Below are 17,448 nucleotides of genomic sequence, written 5' to 3'. Positions count from 1 at the left end.
GGAGATTAGGGAATGGATGTGTTTCAACTGGATACGGAGACCATGCTGATGCGGCTGCTATTGGCTGCATTGCTTGGCGGTTTAATCGGTTGGGAGCGGGAACGCAGAAACAAGCAGGCCGGTTTAAAAACCCATCTCTTGGTGGCTGTCGGATCAACACTGATTATGCTGACTTCCATTTACGGTTTTGATTCTGCACTGATCAATCATCCTAATGCGAGGGTTGATCCTGCCCGGCTGGCGGCACAAGTTGTAAGCGGTATCGGTTTCCTTGGTGCCGGGGCAATATTGCGGCGTTCCAATCATATCATTTCAGGTCTTACCACGGCGGCAACCCTATGGGTAGCAGCGGCTATCGGTTTAAGTGTCGGTTCCGGATTTTACTGGCCCGCGATCATAACGACGGCGATCGTTCTCGTCAGCACGCTGGTGTTGAATAAATTGGAATCAAAATTTCTCTTTATCAAAAAGTCAGGCAGTTTGAAGATCATCATTGAGGCTGGAGATCGTCCAGTTCATGTAAGTACCATTACGGAATTGCTGCAAAAGGCAAATATGACGGTGGAAGGCATGATCGTGAATAATGACACGACGGAAGACGATTCGACCAAGGTGACGATGGAATTCCGGGTCTATTCTTTTAACAGCAAGGGAATTAACGGATTGTTCGAGCAATTGTGGCAGGTAGAGGGGATTAAGCAGGTTCGCATGAACTGGCGGGATTAAGGGCCTTATTGGATTTATTTTATGTTCGAATGGACGATGGTCAGATCATTTGAATGGCAGAATGATGAACAGGGCTGAGCCCGGGTGCAAGGTGGACCCGGGCTCAGCTTTACTGCGTTCTATTTGAACATGGAGGTGTTCAGTGCAGCGGTGTTTGTGTATTGCGCGTTAGGGTTATCAAAAGCCGCGATGCTTCGAGCTATGAGAAATTGGGCGGCGTAATAGGTCGTCATAATCCACACGTCCGAATAGCGGATATCAGCAACAAACATGTTCCAGGACAGGATGGAGTCCGAGATCACAAACAGCAGGCTCCCGATCATCGCCCATCGGTTTCCGGTCATCATCGCCGACCAGAGCATCAGCGAAATAACCGTGATATAGGCAATAACCGGAATAATCAAAGCTTGGTCACCGTTTGTCTTGATAGAAGTCACCAATTCATTGCCCATCCATACGGAATAGACTGCAACCGGAACGATGCTGAGGAGACGCAAAAGCGTATAGCGCCATTGACCCAGGAAGCCGGCCGTATAGAACAGATGTCCAATCAGAAAGGCGGTGAGACCGACCACAAACCAGATCAATGTTCCATCCCCGATCATGCAGAAGAACAGCCCGGTTAACAGGAGATAGTGAACTTTGGATCGATGGGGCGGAAATTGCCTATAAGCAAACAGAATGATGAGCCACATCGGAACCAGCTTAAACAGCAGTTTGACAGCTAGGGGTTCGGATGGAATCAGGAAAATATAAAGCAGACTCATGATCAGGATGACCAATGGCAGCCCATAACGTTTCAAATGAGAATCCTCCCAACGAATGTGATTTCCATGTTTAGACAATTCTTCGCTCGGCGTCCTGATTCCTCTTTTCCTGTCCGCATGAAATAGGAATGTAAAACATCAATAGAAATACATTAAATCTGCTGAATATTGCTCGGGAAATATATTTCGTGATTTTATATCTTAGTTATCTTAGTATAAGGGGGAACATACCATGGAGGATGAGTATTCGGAACCAGTGAGCGTGAACCGAGGTTTAAAGCGGAACCGTATCGTCATTTATTTACACAAGCGATTTTGCCGCTGCGCCTTGGGTGGGTTACAACCCATTCAACAGCGAATGAAATAGGTTGAACAATCGACCAGCCAGTATAAAGGGGGAGTCATCGTCGAGTATTATTTCGATGAGGTTCATCCCTGATTATACCGGCATGGACTGGGAAAGCCTGCGCCTTGTGTTTCAGCAGGAAGGGAATACATGGGTATTATGCGGAATTATTCATGATCAATGGACGATCTGATGTTGCCTTGAATGGTCGGAATCATGCGGGATGTATGGTTTCGACCATTTTTCAAAAATAATGCTTGCTTTTTAACTCTGGGCGTAATATAATCTTAAATACGGTGATCAACACGATACCGACTTACATACATGCGGTCGTGGCGGAATTGGCAGACGCGCACGGTTCAGGTCCGTGTGGGCTAACCCCCGTGGAGGTTCGAGTCCTCTCGACCGCACCACTTTAACAATGAACAAGCTCTTGGATTTGTCCTTGCGACAATTCAGGAGCTTTTTGTATTCTTGGGATTTGTAATGTGTTGCTCATGATTTGAGTTGACGAAATCTTTGAGCTGTAGTCAAGATGAGCATAAATGCTAGCCGTCGTCGAATAATGACTATGCCCCAACCATTCTTGAATTTCTTTCAGGCTCACGCCATTTGTAAGTAACAGGCTCGCACAACTATAGCGAAGATCGTGGAAACGAAGGTGCCTAAGCCCGTGCTTCTTGAGAACATTTGGAAAATATTGAGTGATATACCCCGATTTGATTCGGTCCCCCAGCTTGTTTACGTAAATGTATTCCTCATATTGGTATTGGTACGAGTCCTTGAATAAGGCACGACTTTTTTGCTGTTCCTCCCAAAGTCGAAGCAACAGTTCAAAGAAAACAGGTGCGAAAAGCAAAGTACGATAGCTTGCTTTGTTTTTTTGCACGCTCTTTCTCTACAATGATTTTTATGGTGATATGGCCTACTTTGGGTAGGCTTCCTCTCATACTTCATTTGTAGGGGCAGCGATTTGAATATTGGTAACCATAGCCATTGCTTTATTCAAATCATTATTGAATGTTCATTAAAAAACTGGTAAGCTACTTGGTAAAGGAGGTGCCAAGTGAAGAATATTGTGATTTCCGGTGGAACCGACGGAATAGGTAAGGCGCTCGCGCTTACCTATCTAATCCGAGGGGATAACATCATCGTCATCGGCCGTAATAAGGAGAAGGGAAGGGCCTTCATCGAAGCTGCCAACGAAATTGACGCTGGCGCGAGGTTTTTTTTCATCCAAGCAGACCTGAGCCTGGTTAGCGAGAACAAGAAGGTTATCGAGGAGATCAAATCGAAATTCTCTGTGGTGGACGCGCTCGTATTGTGTGCGCGGCACTATCGTACGACACGGTTGGAAACAGCGGAAGGGTTCGAGGACAATTTCGCGTTGTTCTACCTGAGCCGTTTTCTCCTCAGCCACGGTCTGGTCGAGCTGTTGGAGAAGGCCAACAACCCAATTATCATGAATGTGGCCGGGCCTGGAGCCGACATATCCGTGATCCAGTGGGACGATCTCGGGCTAGAGCAGGGCTACAACGGAGGCACGGCGTTGACGCAAGGCGGCAAGTTGAACGACCTGCTCGGTGTCGCCTTCGCTGGCAAGCGCGGAGCGGGCCGAACCCGATACGTTCTGTTCCACCCGGGCACAACGTCTACCAGTTTCTCCGGTGAGTACGATGAGCCGACTGCGGCTCACATCGTGGCGATGAAGAAATTCGGGAAGCCGGTGAAGGAGAGCATCGAACCGATTGCCGTTATTATCAACGCTCCGCCGGCCGAGCCGCTGAGCGCTTTCGTGGAGGGCAAGCGGATCAGTGTAGAGCACAAGTCCTTCGACAAGGACGCCGCGAAGCGGCTCTATGACGTCACCCGGGAATTGCTGTCACATTGACTTAAAGTTGTTTGTACGAGGAGGGAAATATAGTGGCCAGACCCAGAGAGTTCGATACGACAGAGGTTCTTTCCAAAGCTATGGATTATTTCTGGAAGTATGGTTATGAAGGTGCGTCCATGCAAGAATTGGTGAATCATGTGGGAATCAAGGCGCAAAGTCTTTACAATACTTTCGGGGGCAAACGCGACTTGTTCTTCGCGGCGCTCAAGCATTATGTCAATCAAAGTACGGTGGTTCATACGCTCGAACATACGCCTTCGGGAAAAGAAGCCATCACTCAAGTATTTCATGAATTGCTGGCAGGTCTTGTCCGTTCGGATCGAACGAGGGGATGTTTCATAAACAATACTTGCGTGGAACTCGCACCGCATGACTCCGAGATTGCCGATTATATAGAAAAGGAAAGAATCCGTCTTGAACGCGCTTATTACCTTGCATTGACCCGAGCCAAGGAACAGGGAGAAATCAATGAGCGCTATCAGGATCTTATGGCGCTTGCGCGATATTTGAACAATGCGCAAGGGGGATTGATGGTTACCGCCAAGACAGTAACGGATATGACTGTTCTGGAGGACATCGTTGGGGTCACTCTTTCGATATTCGATTGAAAGACGGTCCCTTTTTTTTCTTTATTATTTAATGATTGTTCAATAATGTGATGGATAAAGGGTGATTGAAAATGAACAAGAACGTGGTCCTTTATTTACTTGCCTTTTGCGTATTTGTCATGGCATCAGCCGAAATTGTTGTAGCGGGTATTCTGGGAATGATTGCGCAGGATACGAATGTGTCCGTAGGTATGGCCGGGCAATTGGTGACCGTCTATGCCATTGTCATTGCGGCTGGATCGCCCATACTGCTATCGCTAACTTCAAGGATGGAAAGGAAAAAACTTCTTCTGCTTACCTTTTTTGTTTTCGTCATCGGTAATTTGCTTGCCTTCTTCAGCCCTAATTTCACCATTCTCATGGCTTCCAGAATTGTTCAGGCGGCGAGTGCTGGTGTGTTTACAGTAGTCGCTTTGACTGTAGGCGCAAGTATGGCAGCGCCGGAGAGGCGGGGCAGTGCTATCGGCATCATTATCATGGGTGCAAGCACGGCCTTGGTCGTCGGCGTTCCGCTTGGGACTTTAATAGGAGAATATTGGGGATGGCGTTTGGTCTTTATGTTTATCAATATTTTAGCCCTGTTTTCAATCATCGGGATTGCTGCATCCGTTCCCAAAATGGAAAGTCAGGAATCGGTTTCGTTAAAAACGCAGCTTGCGGTATTGCGGGATCGCCGAATCATTAGCGGATTGTTCATTACGTTTTTTTGGGTCATAGGGTATCAATTGCTATTTACCTATATCTCCCCCTTTCTACAGGAGGCTGCAAGCCTCAATACGGCACAGATCAGCGCAGCTCTATTCATATGCGGAGTATTTGCTGTAATAGGTTCGCGTATTGGGGGATACGGCGCTGACCGGTGGGGGATTTACCGGACTCTGCTTGTCAGTCTGCTGCTCCACGCTGTGTCGCTAGCGGCACTTTCTTGGGTGGGAACAACATTTATAGGGGCTATAATGATCCTTGCCATTTGGATAGGATCTGCCTATATGACAACGCCTGCACAGCAGTACTATCTTGTATCGCTTTCTCCGAACTCCTCCGGTTTGGTGCTCAGCTTGAACAATTCCGTGCTTCAACTTGGAATTGCTGTTGGAGCCGGTGCAGGCGGATGGGTGGTAAACCAAACATCAGTCATGAATCTGGGCTGGATTGGAGCAATTAGTATTGTGATCGGTATGTTTGCCGTAAATTACTCGTTTTCATTAAAAAGTAAACCACTAAAAGAAGCCTAATGCAGCCTTATAAACCGGTTCTTTTTCCGGCTCCAACATTTCTCGTAAAATGCGATTAGCATTGGATACTCTCCATAACCATTGCGCAAAGGATAGCTCGTTATGTGTAATTTTATAATCAGGAGGGCCCCTACCAAGCACTTGGAGACGCTAAGCTGAATGCAATCTATGAACTGTCGACTGCATCGAAAGCTTCTTAAAATCTACCAAACGAACGGGGGAAGACTTAGCTTTATTTTCTTCGGTTTCGTGTCTTGACAGAGGGGGCATTACATAGGTTGAGGTCGTTTTATATCACTATATTCAAGATTGCCACAGAAAAAATGGCAGGGATGTCGATTTGCCCTACTCCCGTTCGTAGTCTTAATAGCGGCGAAGTTCAGCTGACCTTGGATGAAGGACATTCGGGGGATACGCAGCGTTTTGGAATCGACCGCACGACACGAAAGGACGGATATAAAAATGGGAAAAATCATCATGCAGCAATTCATTACGTTGGATGGAGTCATGCAGGCGCCTGGCGATCTCTATGAATTTGAGTATGGGGGCTGGCAGCGGTCATATGTTGGCGAGGAGCACCTGGCACTCATTGTCGAGCAGGCCCACGCGGTTGAAGCGCTTCTTCTGGGGCGTAAAACTTACGAGAGCTTCGCGGCAACATGGCCATCAGCGACCGGCATGCAGGGGCTGGCCGATCGGATGAACGGCATGTCGAAGTTCGTGGCTTCGAGAACTCTGAACCATGCGGATTGGAATACCACCATCATCCATGGCGATGCGGCCGAAGAAGCAGCGAAACTCAAGCAGGAGCTCAAAGGAGACTTGCTGGTCGTAGGCAGCGGCGATCTGGCACAAACGCTGATGAAGCATCATCTCATCGACGAATACCGGCTCTGGGTCCACCCTGTGATCTTAGGTCGAGGACAACGGCTGTTCAGAGAGGGAAGCGAGAAGGCTACTATGCGCCTCATGGACGTCAAAACGCTAAGATCAGGTGTCTCGATTCACATCTACCAGCCCGAGATAGGCAATTAACAACAAAGCCATCTGAATTCATCCAACCAAAGACGTCTCCATCATCGTTGCGAAAGTGGAGATGGAGACGTCTTTTTGCCCATTCAGATGAGGATTATGGCTCGACACATTGGTTGATCCAGTAATATCATTCGCAATGACTGCTAAGGAGAATACGGGTGCATACGGTACCATAAAAAAATTTTGCGAGTGTGTCGAATTCGCCGTTATCTGTTCGTCGTCTGAATAGAGGCTCGAATATTTGCCCGCGAGGGCAGGGGAGAACCTCAAAATAAATCAGGTTTAACTGAAAAGGAGACATGACGATGCACATAGTAACTTCGAAGGACGGTACAAAGATTGCCTATGATAAAGTTGGCCAGGGGCCGTCACTCATTCTGGTTGCGGGTGCGTTCAGCTATCGCAAATTCCCCGGACAAGTGCAGCTGGCTAACCTGTTGTCAGAGCATTTCACCGTCTACAATTACGACCGCCGCGGCCGCGGCGATAGCGGAGATACACCCTCTTATAACATCGAACGCGAGATGGAAGATCTTCAGGCCATGATCGATGAGGCCGGTGGCTCGGCCTATGTTTGGGGATTGTCATCTGGGGCGGCTCTGGCTCTGCAGACAGCAGCGACGGGGGCAAATATTAAGAAACTCGCTCTGCATGAACCACCCTTTGTAGTCGATGATGCGGGTCACAAGCCGCCAGAAGATTTCGTCAAGCAGGTTTCAGTGCTTATATCCTCGAATCGCCGAGGCGAGGCCATTAAGTATTTTATGACCAAGGGGATGGGTGCGCCTTCATTTGTGGTCAGTTTGATGCGCGTGATGCCAGGCGTGTGGTCCAATCTCATGGCTGTTGCCCATACGCTTCCTTACGACGCAGCCTTGCTCGATGGATATATGGATGGAAAGGCACTGCCTGAAAAATTGTGGGATGAAGTTACGATGCCAACCCTTGTGATTGAAGGAACGGAGAGTCCGGTTGCGTTGCGACATGGTGCCCAAGCACTAGCGGGAATACTTCCAAATGCAAGGCTGCTGAGCAAAAAGGGACTTGGTCATACCAAAAAACTCGATACCAAAAAGATCTCATCTGAGCTTGCAGCATTCTTTATAAATTGAACAATGAGAGGGGAAGATGATTATTATGTTTACAAACAAACGGAATACAAGGGCGATTCGTCTGCTTCTGATGGGCGGGGTTGTTTCAGCACCTCTTTTCTACGTAGTAGCCATTATTCAATCGTTTACACGTACAGGATTCGATATCAGGCGACACGCCATCAGTACCCTTACGTTGGGGGATATGGGATGGATTCAAAGCGCTAATTTCTTCATTACAGGATTGCTTGCTGTTTGTGCAGCGATTGGAGTGCGACGTTTACTTCGAGGGCGTATGGGAGGCACGTGGGGTTCGTTGCTCATTGGAATCTATGGGATTGGCATGTTCATGGCAGGTCTGTTTCGCCCGGATCCTGGCCTCAGCTTTCCCTCAGGTGCCCCTGCGGAAATGCCGACATCGATGAGCGGCCATGCAGCACTTCATTCCGTGGCGTTCTTTACAGCATTTATTTGTCTAATTGTAGCAAGCATTGTCTTTGCACGTCGGTTTGCTATACAAGGCGAACGTGGTTGGAGTATCTATTGTATTGCATCTTGTATTCTTGCGCCTGTGCTTATCATGATTGGCTCGAGTATCGCTAGTTGGATTGGCGTTATCATGGGGTGCGCCGGAATTGTTGCTTTCGGTTGGGTTTCGGTTCTTTCCGCTAGATTACGTGCCGAAGCTCTTCAGGTTTAGATTCACCAAGAGTAAAGAGTGAATTTTGCTACTTGATACATAACATGGCGAGATCGATCTGCATTAGGTTATGCGCTTAACATCGCGGCAGGAAATCGCCATAAAATTAGGAGGGATCGACCTATGAGATTTATGTTAATTGTCAAAGCTACAACCGATTCAGAGGCGGGAGTCATGCCTAGCCAGAAGTTGATCGATGCCATGCAGAAGTATAACGAAGAATTGGTCAAGGCCGGCGTGCTGTTGGCGGCGGATGGATTGCAGCCAAGTTCAAACGCAATCCGGATTTCTTATCCGGAGCCTGGGGGCAAGCCCAAAATGATGGATGGTCCGTTTACGGAGGCAAAAGAGTTGATCGCCGGATATACGCTGATTGAGGTCAAATCGAAGGAAGAAGCGATCGAATGGGCACTACGTATGCCGGATCCGCATGGATTTGGGCAGGGTGATATTGAGCTCAGACAGGTGTTCGAAGCGGAGGACCTCATGGAGAATCCCGAAACGCTGGCCAAGGAAACGGCCCTTCGCAAGCAAGTCAAGGGGCAGAAAAAAGCGTGAATTCGTCCCAGACACATCGAACCATAGATGCCATATGGCGAATGGAATCGGCGAAGCTTATCGCGGGACTGACGCGAATGGTAAGGGACGTGGGTCTCGCGGAAGATCTGGCCCAGGATGCCTTGGTGATTGCCCTTGAACGTTGGCCGGAGACAGGCATTCCTGATAATCCGGGTGCCTGGCTGATGACAACGGCGAAGCGGCGCGCGATCGATTTTATGCGAAGGAGCAAGCTGCGCGATCAGAAGTATGTAGAAGTCGCCCGCACGATGGATTTGTATACGGAGGATGACGAGAACCTTACTTTAGACGGAGAGATCGGTGACGATCTCCTTCGTCTGATCTTTATGACCTGCCATCCGGTGTTATCGCAGGAGGCTCGGGTGGCGCTGACGCTTCGCTTGTTATGCGGGCTTACAACAGATGAAATCGCACGTTCTTTCCTCACTGCCGAGTCTACGGTCGCCCAGCGGATTGTCCGGGCAAAGAGAACGCTCAATGCCGAGAAGGTCCCTTTTGAGGTACCTACGGCGGAGGAACTTAAAGACCGCATGTCCGCAGTACTCGAGGTCATTTACCTGATGTTCAATGAAGGGTATTCAGCAACTTCCGGGGATCAATGGGTTCGGCCGCTGTTATGTCAGGAAGCGCTTAGGCTGGGACGCATTCTTGCTGAAATCGCGCCTCATGAACCGGAAGTCCACGGTCTGGTTGCTCTTATGGAGATTCAAGCATCGCGGTTGAAAACTCGCGTTAACGCGAGCGGAGAACCGCTCCTTCTCATGGATCAGAACCGTGCGAAGTGGGATCAACTGCTGATCCGCCGCGGATTGGCGGCGCTGGAGCGCAGCCGAAAGCTGGGACAGCCGCTAGGGCCTTACTCACTTCAGGCTGCGATTTCCGCTTGTCATGCCCAGGCAAGTTCCGAAGCTGAGACCGATTGGATTCGCATTGCGGCCCTTTACGAAGCACTTGCGAGGAAGGCGCCTTCGCTCATCGTTGAATTAAACCGTGCGGTTGCTTTATCCATGGCTTTCGGTCCGGCCTTCGGGCTGCAGATCGTCGACGAGTTGAATACCGAACCTTCTTTAAAGGGATACCACTTGCTTCCAAGCGTTCGCGGCGATCTTCTTACGAAACTGGGGCGGTACGATGAAGCCCGGGCAGAATTTGAACGCGCTGCATCGATGACCCGAAATACCCGGGAGCGGGAACTTTTGCTTCAACGGGCAACTGAATGCGGGTTGGGTACATCCAAATAATTTTTTCTCCTTATGTCGATGACGGGGTTTCCCGTTCGTCGTGCTAGTAGGGAGGAGGATAGCAGCTGCGGGCTGCTGTTCAAGTCAGCTTCCCACGGAAGGAGGAAACCCAATTGCGATTTATGTTGATCGTCAAGGCGACCGGGTACTCGGAGGCTGGGGTCAATCAAAGTCAGGAACAAGTCGCTGCGATGATGACGTACAAGAAGTCTTTGGCCAGAGTCGGTGCGCTTCTAGCCGCCGAAGAGCTTCGCCCCAGCTCTAGCGGATTAAGGATATATTATCCGCCTGCTGGCGGGGAGCCGGAGATACAGGCCGGCCCTTTTCAGGCAGATCAGGAGCTCATTGCGGAATACACGGTGATTGATGTAAGGTCAGAGAACGAGGCTCTGAAATGGGCACTTCGGATGCCGGTTCCAGCGGGCCGCGAGTGTACGATTGAAATACGAGGGCTGGAAGAGAATGTGAATTCACTGTCGGAATCTGGCATGCAGACCATGGAAGCTGATTTGCAAGATCATCTCGACATGCTAAGAAGATTATAGTGATTACAACTTTCAATTTTAAAGGAGCGTATGAAGAATGAATCAGGAGGTAACCGATTTTATCGAGGCGTTCCCGGGAGGCATGTTCGATGGTCCTCCGGAAAGAAAAACATTGAAGCTGCGCAAAGGGGAGACGTTTGATTCAGAACAATTAGTATCGCTGCTCAGTCAGGCTTCCAGCTCGCTTTAGTTGTAAAGGCGCCGCGGGCAAAGTCGCGATGGACGACAGAAATTGACTTATCCTTTGGCATGCATGTCGATTTTCTTGTCCTGCGTTCGTCGTCCTAATAGAGGCCGGATCTCGGAATGAATAAATCATCTGTAATCCTGGCACAAATCAAACCATGAGAGGAAGATTCAAATGAATGCAAAGTTAACTCCGTACATCGTTTCGACAGACGCAAGAGCACAAGCCGAGTTTTACATCCAAGCATTGGGCGGCGAGGTTCAATCCGTGATGACACACGGCCAGCTGCCTGACGCCGCTGAGGAGATCAAGGACAAAGTGATGCACATGGTGCTGTCGGTAGCCGGGGGGAATGTACTGTTTCTGTCCGAAGCCTTCGGTCAGGTCGGCACGGATGGCAGTATCGCCTTCGGACTGACCTTCAGTGATCTGGAAGCGACAAGGCAAGCTTATGCCAACCTCGCGGAGGGCGGTACGCAGACTTATCCGTTGGAAATAGGGCCTTGGGGAGCGCACTATGGCGAGGTCGTAGACAAGTACGGGATCAACTGGAAGATCTCGCAGGAAGGTTAATCTAATTTCAACACTGCCATTCTCGATCTACAAGAAGACTGTTTGGAACAAGAGGTGCTTTCCCAGGGAGCACGGCCGTATTGGGACACGAACCTGTTATGTGACGGAAGAGATCGACTGATGCCAGACAAAATGCAATAGCACAATCTTGCCGGTATCGGCATGATCATTTCGGAACGGCAAATAGGCGACCAACACAAGACGGTGCATTGGGTCTTGGACACCGTGATGCGCGAAGATGAGAGTCGGGCGCGTCGGGCATGGTGCCGAAAATCTGAATATCCTGCGACATTTGGCGCTTAACCTTGTGAAACAAGAGACATCTCGCAGGGAAGCATGAGAACCAAACTCAAAATCTGCGCACTGGATCCCAATCCGCTAACGCCGACCGGCCCCATCCCGGGTCGGGCGGGGCGAGCGTGCCTGAGACCGGCGTGCTTGTCGCGGCGATCGAAGCGGCCGTCGGCGCCCGCGCGGAATTCGCGGGCAAGCCGGAGCCTCACCTGTTTCGGTACGCGCTGGAGCTAGGCGGTTGGCAGGCCGGCAGCTGCGTCATGGTTGGGGACAATTACGGCACCGACATCGTCGGGGGGAAGCGGGCCGGCATGCTTACGGCGTGGCTTAGCGGGCTGGACGAATCGGCAGCCGCATTTTCGGCAAGCTCGCATCCGGACGCGGACCTGATCGTTCGGCATTTGCCGGACATCCATCACTTATTAGGAGGCTGAGGCAATGAAGTTCAATCATCTTCTCGCTTCAAGCGACAAGCAGGCGATCATCGAAGTGGAGGGGCTGGCGCGTCCGCTGACGATTTTTCACCTGACGGACTGCCATCTGAACGAGACGGACGATCGGGAAGGCGCGGGCGCGCTTGTCGAGTCGATTCGCGCATACGGCCTCGACGCGCTCGATACCCGGCACCGTTTCGAACGGGCGCTCGCATACGCCGATGAGCATGCGGTCGATTGCGTCGCGTTGACCGGCGACGCGGTGAATGGCGCCACGCTGGGGAACCTGGATTACTTGACCGGACGTCTTGAGGCGCTTCAGGCCCCATACCTGTATACGCCGGGCAACCATGACTGGGAATATCCGTTCGAGCCCTGGAGCGAGGAGACCCGCAAGGGCCAGTACCCGAAGTTTGACCGGCTGACGAAGGGCGATCCGGCTTTTCGGGCGCTGACGCTTCAAGGGGTCGACCTGCTCGCGGTCGACAACAGTACGTACCAGATCACGGACGAGCAACTGTCGTTCGTGGAGAAGCGGCTGGCCGGCGGCGCTCCCACGCTACTGTTCATGCATATCCCGATTTACGTTCCGAGCTTGCTCGGCGATGTGGTGAAAGACTGGAGCTCGCCGATCATGATGGCGGCTGAAGGCTGGGATCCCGAGCAGCAGGCGCGATGGAAGGTGGCGGACGCAACCCCCGCCACCCGGGCTTTTTACGACTTGCTCATGGTCAATCCGCACGGTAACTTGATGGGTGTGTGCTGCGGGCACGTTCATTTCGCCCACGCGGACGCGTTCGGCCGGGGCTCGTGTCAATATGTCACGCAGGCCGGCTTCGCAGGCGGATACCGGATCGTTCGCCTCGTTCCGCTGCGTTGAAGCGAAAGGAGCATCCCGCGATGTCGCTGCTGTATCAAATCGGGCAACGTCCCGTCATCGCCAGCGGCCTCATTCAAACGCAACAGGAGGCGGTGGCCGCGCTGAACGCCGGAGCCACCTCGCTGTCGGTCAGCGAGCCGTCGCTGTGGGGACTCTCGTTCGAGGATTTGCGGCAAGCTTGATCGGATCGGGCATGAAGGCGGCGGACGTTCCCGTGGAGGGGGCGGCCGCCGTTTCCGTGCCCTGGAGGAAGACGCCATCCTGGCGGCGAGCGGCCTTACTTCCGGCGGCGGTTGGTTATATAATTGCGGAAAATCGCATAGGAGGAAGGGGGCGCACCGCCTTGAAAATCGTCGATATCCGTGCCGCTCTACGACGGAATTTGCCGATCTATCCCGGCGACTAAGGTCAATCGCTGGTTTTCCTTTCTCGTGGACATTCCTGATTTGAAGTAATACCTTTCTTTTGCTTCTGGCTTGATCTTACGAGATCTTCGGAGCAGCGCGCATACCGATGTAGCAATAGACAGAAGATTGTCACAGAAATAATGGCAGGGATGTCGATTTGCCCTTCTCTCGTTCGTAGCCTTTATAGCGGCGAAATTTTAGCTGAACTTGGATGAAGGGAATTCAGGGGTGCGTAGCGTTTTGGAACCGACCGCACGACACGAAAGAATGGATATAAAAATGGGGAAAATCATCATGCAGCAATTCGTTACGTTGGATGGCGTCATGCAGGCACCGGGTGATCTTCATGAATTCGAGCATGGGGGTTGGCAGCGACTCAAGTCCAGAGAGTAGGGAAAAACGAATGGAAAAGAAAAGTACGCTTGGAGTATTTCGAAACGATAATTACCGCAGGCTATTTTCGGCGACGTTGACTTCGCAAATGGGCAGGGAGATCGGCATGAGTGCCTTCGCTTTTTATTTGCTTGAGCGTTTCGGGGCACAACCGATTTATACGACGTTAACACAAATGATGTATTCGCTGCCAACGCTGTTTGTCTTTTTTATTGTCGGGGTGGTCGCTGACCGGATGGACCGGCAGAAGGTTGCAGCGATCAGCGACTGGATCAGTGCTGCGCTTTCATTAACATTTTTGGGTGCCGTTACGCTGGGGTGGATGCCGCTCATTTTTGCCTTCTTATTTTTAAGGAGTGCGGTCTCCAATTTCTTTGCTCCAGCTGAAGCCGCCATGGTGCAAGGAGTTTTGCATAAAGACGAATATACGACAGCGGCGGGATTAAACCAGATGGTCATGAGCGTTTTTATGTTGTTCGGTACGGCATTGGGTTTGTTTTTTTATCGCTTTATCGGTATACAGGGAGCCATATTGGTTGATGCGCTGGCTTTTATTGTTTCAGGCTGTTTTATCCGCACCTGCAAAATGAGTGAACAAGTACGTTGCCCGAATGGCAAAACAACATGGCGGGAGCTTAACTTCGGCAATGTCCTCAGCGATTTTAAAGCTGGGCTGATCTATATTTTGCAAAATAAACTGCTGTTGTCGATCATCTTAGGTTTTTTCCTGTTTGGTATTGTGAATGGAGGCTTCTCGGTACTGTTTATGTATGTGACCAAATATAAGCTCGACCCGATCAACTATGAGAATAGCATGGTTGTGCTATCTATGTTGTTCGGTATTTCGATCATGGCGGGAAGTGTGTTTGCGACGTTTCTGGCTAAGAAAGTCAAGCTGTATCAAATGTTAATCGGCGGTATTCTGCTTGCTGGTGCTCTGATCGTATTCGCCGGATTTACTCCATCGAAATTCACCCTTTATATACTCGTTTTTTGTATCGGTTTAACCTTGGGTCCAATTAATGTAGCGATCGGCGGATGGATGCCTCAAATTGTTGATCCGAAACTGATGGGACGGGTGCAAGGTTGGATTAATCCGCTGATGATGCTGGCTCAAACCGCGACATTAGGCATAATCGCAGTTACGTTCCCGCGGTTTATCAACGTGGATATGATCTTCTACGGAATGGGAACCGTTATGTTGATCGTCGCCGTCTTTTATATTAGCGTCTTGCCGAAGCTGGAGACGAGACGCCAGCAACAGTTGGAACATTCGGAGGCTGTTTCGGGGTGACCTCGTCATTGAATTGCTAGGCTTTTCAGGTTGTTTTATTGTTCAAATGTAAACAAAAGATAGCGCATATAGGCGTCGATGCGATGAATTTTTCCTCATAATATATTTCTCTTCAATATCGATGGGAAATAAAAAGCGGCGGCAATACTCGCATTCTCTATCATCTTAGGCGGTAACAGAGCACTCTGCCCAACTGAAAAGCCATCACCAATTTCCAGGGCAGGTGGAATTGGCTCGGCTGCTGTCCGAGCGCTTTACGGTATACAATTATGACCGCCGCGGCCGCAGCGATAGCGGAGTACGCCGCCCTATGCCATCGAGCGCGAGATGGAACCTTCAGGCGATTCTTAACGAAGCAGGCGGCTCGGCTTATGTCTGGGGCTTGTCTTCCGGGGCGGTTCTGGCTTTTGCAGACGGCAGCGGCCGGGGCTGATATAAAGAAGCTGGCGCTTCACGAACCGCCGTTTGTCGTCGATGTCGAAGGACACAAGTCCCCGGAGCATTTCGCCAGCCAGGTGGGGCGAATAGGAACCAAGGAGGAGTTGCAAGATGTCATTTATGTTGATTACCCTAGCAACTAGAGCTTCCGAAGTCGGCAGAAAGGGCGTGATGAGTTGAACGTGGATAAACGAAATCGATTTTTTGAAGAAGTTTTTACTTATAAGATAACCAAAGATCATAAAGTCTTTATTTATTGGAAAGGGAAACAAGTAGCCATACTCACCGGCAAGGCAAGTGAGAAATTTTTAAGTTCAATCGATGGTAAAGATTATCTGGAGATTCAGTTAGTTATGGCAAAAGTGACAGGGAATTTCAAACGAGGAAATGAGAAAGATGGAAAATAAACCAGCGGCAATTTAAGACCTTAAGCATAGAGTCTTAAATTGCCGCTGGTTTTGTTTGCCTAACGCAGTTTATGCACCAGCCCTCCGATAGGCCTGCTTTACCCGCTCGATCTGCGCGAGGTGGTCACGGACATGCTGGACGCGCAATTGCAACAGTTCCTTGAACGTGTACCGCACTCCATCGGGATACTTCCCGACTCGCTCAAGTTGGCCGAGAGTCAGATTTTCCAGAAGTGGCAACATGCTGACCCGCAGCATCTGGAACAACAGCAGGTGCTGGTCGCGGTTCAACCGTTCATACCCCAAGTTATCCACCCAGGCCTCCTGATCAAATGAGAGCAGAAGCGGTTCTTCTTCCGCCAAGACTTTTCTCAACCGATGTGTCGACAGAATTTCGTCATCCGTCACATGGATCACAATCTGATGGATGCTCCATTTGCCAGGTGAGGGCTGGAAATGCAACTCTTTTTCAGACAGTCCTTCGACAGCTGCTCGCAACAGTGCATAGTCCTCGCTGTAATCCTCCATCAACTTTTCCATCCAATCCTCTCCTCTAGCATTATTCATGCGGCAGGCAACTGATCCTGTTATTTTTCGTTATAGAACAAAGGACTGTCTGGTTTTAAACGATAATCAGTCACCTTAAATTATTTTTTTTCGGCAAGTTCCCTATTGATTCCTCCCCTGCGCCTCCCATTATTCCACCAGCCGAAGCCCGATAATGCAGCCGATGACACCCAAGATGCACAATAGGCGAAGCGGGTTTTTGGATTCTTTGAAAAACAACATGCCCAAGATGGTTGCACCAACGGTTCCAATCCCAGTCCAGACGGCGTAAGCGGTTGATAGCGGAATGGTCTCCAGAGCTTTGAGCAGCAGCAGGAAGCTGGCGGCAAATCCGCAGATGAGGATGAGGTTGTTGATCCAATTGCTGCGAACGGATACGCGCTTGATTCCAATGACACCGACGACCTCGAGCAATCCGGCGAAGATGAGCAACGTCCAATTCATCAGTATCGCTCCTCTCCGCTTGTCATCTTCAACCCGAAGATAAACAGCAGCAACAGCAAGATTATGCCGATTCTAAGCAGGCTCAACTCGCCGGTGAAAAAGGCTTCTACGCCGATTGTGCCGACGGTACCAATGCCGGCAAAGACGGCGTAGGTTGTGCCTACAGGCAAAATCTTGGTTGCCTCGATCACAAGGTCAAAGCTTGTCAATAACGCAATCAGCACGATGATAGAAGGAATCACTTCATATTTAAATCCGGAGGCCCAGACAATTTCAAGAGCGCCTCCAATCACGACATAAGCCCATGCCTTGTTTTTAGTGATTGGCTTGCGAGTTTTCTTCCACTTGACTTGCTCGTTCAAC

24 protein-coding genes and 1 tRNA gene are annotated in these 17,448 nt (G+C 50.2%); 20 read left to right on the top strand and 5 right to left on the bottom strand.

Annotated features, from left to right (window positions below):
• Window positions 1–12 precede the first annotated feature (12 nt).
• Window positions 13–726, top strand: coding sequence for an MgtC/SapB family protein (locus tag AB4124_RS01125; protein WP_098748124.1), 714 nt, complete (start codon window positions 13–15; stop codon window positions 724–726).
• Between the two features lie 119 nt (window positions 727–845).
• Here the strand turns inward: AB4124_RS01125 and AB4124_RS01120 are convergent, their stop codons facing one another.
• A complete protein-coding gene (locus tag AB4124_RS01120; RefSeq protein ID WP_441970664.1) occupies window positions 846–1,529 on the bottom strand; it encodes a lysoplasmalogenase in 684 nt (227 codons plus the stop codon).
• A 636-nt stretch (window positions 1,530–2,165) separates the two neighbouring features.
• Between AB4124_RS01120 and AB4124_RS01115 the strand changes: the two genes are divergently transcribed.
• A tRNA-Leu gene (locus tag AB4124_RS01115) sits at window positions 2,166–2,252 on the top strand.
• A gap of 2 nt (window positions 2,253–2,254) precedes the next feature.
• Here AB4124_RS01115 and AB4124_RS01110 read toward each other — a convergent pair.
• Window positions 2,255–2,728, bottom strand: coding sequence for a tyrosine-type recombinase/integrase (locus AB4124_RS01110; protein WP_441970662.1), 474 nt, complete (start codon window positions 2,726–2,728; stop codon window positions 2,255–2,257).
• Window positions 2,729–2,905: 177 nt separating this feature from the next.
• Here AB4124_RS01110 and AB4124_RS01105 point away from each other — a divergent pair, with 177 nt between their 5' ends.
• The 18 genes from AB4124_RS01105 to AB4124_RS01020 all read left to right on the top strand — a co-directional run bounded on the left by AB4124_RS01105 (window position 2,906) and on the right by AB4124_RS01020 (window position 16,074).
• Window positions 2,906–3,730, top strand: coding sequence for an SDR family NAD(P)-dependent oxidoreductase (locus tag AB4124_RS01105; protein WP_441970660.1), 825 nt, complete (start codon window positions 2,906–2,908; stop codon window positions 3,728–3,730).
• Between the two features lie 32 nt (window positions 3,731–3,762).
• Window positions 3,763–4,341, top strand: a complete 579-nt coding sequence (locus AB4124_RS01100) for a TetR/AcrR family transcriptional regulator (protein ID WP_430105676.1) — start codon at window positions 3,763–3,765, stop codon at window positions 4,339–4,341.
• Between the two features lie 71 nt (window positions 4,342–4,412).
• Window positions 4,413–5,576, top strand: a complete 1,164-nt coding sequence (locus AB4124_RS01095) for an MFS transporter (protein ID WP_441970658.1) — start codon at window positions 4,413–4,415, stop codon at window positions 5,574–5,576.
• A gap of 462 nt (window positions 5,577–6,038) precedes the next feature.
• The gene (locus AB4124_RS01090; RefSeq protein WP_441970656.1) at window positions 6,039–6,611 is read left to right on the top strand and encodes a dihydrofolate reductase family protein; all 573 of its coding nucleotides are present in this window, start codon (window positions 6,039–6,041) and stop codon (window positions 6,609–6,611) included.
• A 305-nt stretch (window positions 6,612–6,916) separates the two neighbouring features.
• Window positions 6,917–7,723: an alpha/beta fold hydrolase gene (locus AB4124_RS01085; protein ID WP_430105672.1), complete on the top strand. Its 807-nt coding sequence runs from the start codon at window positions 6,917–6,919 to the stop codon at window positions 7,721–7,723.
• Between the two features lie 16 nt (window positions 7,724–7,739).
• Window positions 7,740–8,402, top strand: a complete 663-nt coding sequence (locus tag AB4124_RS01080) for a DUF998 domain-containing protein (protein ID WP_430105671.1) — start codon at window positions 7,740–7,742, stop codon at window positions 8,400–8,402.
• A gap of 123 nt (window positions 8,403–8,525) precedes the next feature.
• The gene (locus tag AB4124_RS01075; protein WP_441970653.1) at window positions 8,526–8,960 is read left to right on the top strand and encodes a YciI family protein; all 435 of its coding nucleotides are present in this window, start codon (window positions 8,526–8,528) and stop codon (window positions 8,958–8,960) included.
• On the top strand, window positions 8,957–10,222 hold the full coding sequence (locus tag AB4124_RS01070) for an RNA polymerase sigma factor (RefSeq protein WP_441970651.1): 1,266 nt from the start codon (window positions 8,957–8,959) through the stop codon (window positions 10,220–10,222). The genes AB4124_RS01075 and AB4124_RS01070 overlap by 4 nt, the downstream gene beginning before the upstream one ends.
• A 122-nt stretch (window positions 10,223–10,344) precedes the next feature.
• A complete protein-coding gene (locus AB4124_RS01065; RefSeq protein ID WP_430106789.1) occupies window positions 10,345–10,767 on the top strand; it encodes a YciI family protein in 423 nt (140 codons plus the stop codon).
• Window positions 10,768–10,804: 37 nt separating this feature from the next.
• A complete protein-coding gene (locus AB4124_RS01060) occupies window positions 10,805–10,957 on the top strand; it encodes a hypothetical protein (protein ID WP_430105667.1) in 153 nt (50 codons plus the stop codon).
• 171 nt (window positions 10,958–11,128) lie between these two features.
• Window positions 11,129–11,527 carry a VOC family protein gene (locus AB4124_RS01055; protein WP_441970649.1) on the top strand — a complete coding sequence of 133 codons (399 nt, stop codon included), beginning with the start codon at window positions 11,129–11,131 and terminating at the stop codon, window positions 11,525–11,527.
• Window positions 11,528–11,946: 419 nt separating this feature from the next.
• The gene (locus AB4124_RS01050; RefSeq protein WP_430105663.1) at window positions 11,947–12,255 is read left to right on the top strand and encodes an HAD-IA family hydrolase; all 309 of its coding nucleotides are present in this window, start codon (window positions 11,947–11,949) and stop codon (window positions 12,253–12,255) included.
• 4 nt (window positions 12,256–12,259) lie between these two features.
• Window positions 12,260–13,135 (top strand): metallophosphoesterase family protein, encoded by an 876-nt coding sequence (locus tag AB4124_RS01045; RefSeq protein ID WP_441970648.1) that lies wholly within the window; start codon window positions 12,260–12,262, stop codon window positions 13,133–13,135.
• 20 nt (window positions 13,136–13,155) lie between these two features.
• Window positions 13,156–13,317, top strand: coding sequence for a glycerol-3-phosphate responsive antiterminator (locus AB4124_RS01040; protein ID WP_430105659.1), 162 nt, complete (start codon window positions 13,156–13,158; stop codon window positions 13,315–13,317).
• Entirely contained in the window at window positions 13,281–13,541 is a 261-nt protein-coding gene (locus AB4124_RS01035) for a hypothetical protein (protein ID WP_430105658.1), read from the top strand. The genes AB4124_RS01040 and AB4124_RS01035 overlap by 37 nt, the downstream gene beginning before the upstream one ends.
• 404 nt (window positions 13,542–13,945) lie before the next feature.
• The gene (locus AB4124_RS01030; protein ID WP_441970645.1) at window positions 13,946–15,229 is read left to right on the top strand and encodes an MFS transporter; all 1,284 of its coding nucleotides are present in this window, start codon (window positions 13,946–13,948) and stop codon (window positions 15,227–15,229) included.
• 229 nt (window positions 15,230–15,458) lie between these two features.
• Window positions 15,459–15,662 carry a hypothetical protein gene (locus AB4124_RS01025; RefSeq protein ID WP_441970644.1) on the top strand — a complete coding sequence of 68 codons (204 nt, stop codon included), beginning with the start codon at window positions 15,459–15,461 and terminating at the stop codon, window positions 15,660–15,662.
• 181 nt (window positions 15,663–15,843) lie between these two features.
• On the top strand, window positions 15,844–16,074 hold the full coding sequence (locus AB4124_RS01020; protein WP_430105647.1) for a hypothetical protein: 231 nt from the start codon (window positions 15,844–15,846) through the stop codon (window positions 16,072–16,074).
• 69 nt (window positions 16,075–16,143) lie between these two features.
• Here AB4124_RS01020 and AB4124_RS01015 read toward each other — a convergent pair whose 3' ends face one another.
• From AB4124_RS01015 to AB4124_RS01005, 3 genes are all read right to left on the bottom strand, one after another.
• Window positions 16,144–16,614: a DinB family protein gene (locus AB4124_RS01015; RefSeq protein ID WP_441970642.1), complete on the bottom strand. Its 471-nt coding sequence runs from the start codon at window positions 16,612–16,614 to the stop codon at window positions 16,144–16,146.
• 156 nt (window positions 16,615–16,770) lie between these two features.
• Complete coding sequence (locus AB4124_RS01010) at window positions 16,771–17,085, bottom strand: DMT family transporter (RefSeq protein WP_441970640.1); 315 nt, start codon at window positions 17,083–17,085, stop codon at window positions 16,771–16,773.
• Window positions 17,085–17,447 carry a DMT family transporter gene (locus tag AB4124_RS01005; RefSeq protein WP_430105644.1) on the bottom strand — a complete coding sequence of 121 codons (363 nt, stop codon included), beginning with the start codon at window positions 17,445–17,447 and terminating at the stop codon, window positions 17,085–17,087. The genes AB4124_RS01010 and AB4124_RS01005 overlap by 1 nt, the downstream gene beginning before the upstream one ends.
• Window position 17,448 lies beyond the last annotated feature (1 nt).

The sequence above is a fragment of the Paenibacillus sp. 2KB_20 genome (assembly GCF_052115765.1).
In the GTDB taxonomy this organism is placed as follows: Bacteria; Bacillota; Bacilli; order Paenibacillales; family Paenibacillaceae; genus Paenibacillus_AQ.
Note: the sequence above shows the minus strand (reverse complement) of the source record. Positions and strands in the feature narration are given on the sequence as shown.